The sequence below is a fragment of the Micromonospora qiuiae genome, assembly GCF_016863555.1.
Lineage (GTDB): Bacteria > Actinomycetota > Actinomycetes > Mycobacteriales > Micromonosporaceae > Micromonospora > Micromonospora qiuiae.
Genome location: NZ_BOPC01000164.1, coordinates 1 through 2,437, shown reverse-complemented (window position 1 = coordinate 2,437; position 2,437 = coordinate 1). Strand labels below are relative to the sequence as shown.

General features: G+C 71.9%; 1 protein-coding gene. It reads right to left on the bottom strand.

The window, feature by feature from the left end; all coding sequences use genetic code 11:
- On the bottom strand, positions 1–2,437 hold a 2,437-nt coding region (locus tag Vqi01_RS30145), incomplete at both ends, for a non-ribosomal peptide synthetase (RefSeq protein ID WP_204038526.1).

Sequence of the window (2,437 nt, the reverse complement as noted above, 5' to 3'; positions counted from 1 at the left end):
AATTGAGGATCGGCTTTCCGATCAGCGGCACGTCACCATCTGCCACCCGGTACGACGCGGTGTCGTTCGAGCATTCGGTCTGGCCGTAGAAGTTGTAGCTGGCGGTGTCAGGCGTCGACCGCATGGCGTTCCACAGCGTCTCGGTGACGGCCTCACCGCCGACCATGAGCACGGTCGGATGGTGCCGGCCGTCGGCGAACAGCCCGGCCGCGACGAGTTGCTGCATGAACGAGGGGGTCAGGTCGACGAAGCCGATGCGGTGCCGGTCGATGTAGTCGACGAACGCCTCGGCGTCGCGCCGGACGAAGTCGTTGATGACGTGCAGTTCGTGGCCGTCGAGCATCCACAGCAGGGAGTCCCACGAGGTGTCGAAGGTCAACGGCGCGGTGAAGCCGATCCGCAGCCGCCCACCGCCGGCCGCGGCCACCTCGGGACGGAAGAACGTGTTGCGGTGGCTCCAGAACAGGTTGACCATGCCCCGGTGCTCGATGACCACCGCCTTGGGTCGCCCGGTGGATCCGGAGGTGTAGATGACGTAGGCAGGGTTCTCCGGGCGCAGCGGCTGCACGCGCTCCGGATCGCCCAGCTCCGCGTCGGGCAGCGCGTCCAGCTCGGCCCGCGTCGCGTCGTGGTCGAGCTGGACCACGGGCACCGTCGGCGGGGGCAGGGCGGCCAGGCCGGCGGCGGTGCCGAGGACGACCGCCGGGGCCGCGTCGGCCAGCATGAACGCCAGCCGGTCCGCCGGGTGTTCCAGGTCCAGCGGGAGGTAGGCGCCGCCGGCCTTGAGCACCGCGAACAGCGCCACCACCATGTCGACCGAGCGGGGCACGGCCAGCGCGACCATCCGCTCCGGGCCGACCCCCCGGTCGACCAGCAGCCGTGCCAGCCGGTTGGCCCGCCGGTCGAGCTCGGCGAAGGTCATCCGCTGGTCGTCGCAGATCACCGCCACCTCGTCGGGGGTACGGGCGACCTGCTCGGCGAGCAGGTCGGTGATGCGCACCGGGGGCGCCGGCCAGATCGGGCCCATCCAACCCTCGGTGACCGCATGGCGTTCGGCCGCCGACATCAGCTCCAGCGTGCTGACCCGGGCATGCGGATCGGCGACCGCGCCGGTCAGCAGCCACACCAGGCGCTCGGCCAGAGCCGCCACGGAGGGCTCGTCGAACAGGTCGGTGGAGTACTCCAGATAGCCCCGCATTCCCGCCGGCGAACCGTCCGGGGCGTAGTCCTCGAACACGTCCAGGGTCAGGTCGTACTCGGACACGCCGTGGCGGACGGCCTCGTGACTGACCCGCAGGTCGGCGAAGTCGAACGCGGCCGAGGCGTTGTTCTGGAAGGCGAGCAGCACCTGGAACAGCGGGAACCGGGCCAGCGAGCGGGTCGGGCTGACCGCCTCCACCACCCGCTCGAACGGAACGTCCTGGTTGTCGTAGGCGGCCAGGTCGGTGTCGCGTACCCGGTCAAGCAGCTCGGCGAAGGTCGGATCACCGCTGACGTCGGTACGCAGCACCAGCGTGTTGACGAAGTAGCCGACCATCGCCTCCAGCGCCGGGTCGCCGCGGCCCGCCGACGGCGTGCCGATCGGGATGTCGGTGCCGGCGCCCATCCGGGACAACAGAGCCGCGAGCCCCGCCTGCACGACCATGAACGGGCTCAGCCGGCGGTCGCGGGCCAGGTTCAGCAGCGCGGCGTGCTGGTGGGCGTCCAGGCGCAGGGCGACGGTGTCACCCGCGTAGCTGGCCACCGCAGGTCGGGGCCGGTCGGTCGGTAGCGGCAGCTCCTCCGGGGCACCTGCCAGCTTCGCCCGCCAGTAGTCGAGCTGGCGGTTGATCTCGCTGTCGCGGTCCGCGTCGTCGCCGAGAATCTCGCGCTGCCAGATGGCGTAGTCGGCGTACTGGGCCGCCAGCGGCGCCCACTCCGGCGCCCGGCCCTGACACCGGGCCGAATAGGCCTCGGCAAGGTCGCGGCTGAGCGGCGCGAGCGACGCGCCGTCGACCGCGATGTGGTGCATGACCAGCAGCAGGACGTGAACTTCCGGGTCGAGCCGGAACAGCCGGGCCCGGATCGGGATCTGTGCCGACAGGTCGAAGCCGCGGGCGGTCGCCTCGGACAGCGCGGTGGGAAGGTCCGCCTCGACGGTGTCGACCACCGGCATCGGCAGCCGTGCCGGCGGTAGGACCGTCTGGAACGGCACGCCACCCTGCTCGCCGAAGACGGTCCGCAGCGGCTCGTGCCGAGCGACCAGGTCGCCGACGGCCGCGGCGAGGGCGTCGACGTCGAGGGCGCCGGCCAGCCGAAGCGCGATGGGGGTGTTCCGCGCGCCGATGTCCTGGCCGTCCATCCGGTCGAGGAACCACAGGCGCTGCTGCCCGAAGGAGAGTGGAATGGTCTCGCCGCGGGGCACCGCCCGTACGGCCGGACGGGCGGCAAGCGCCGG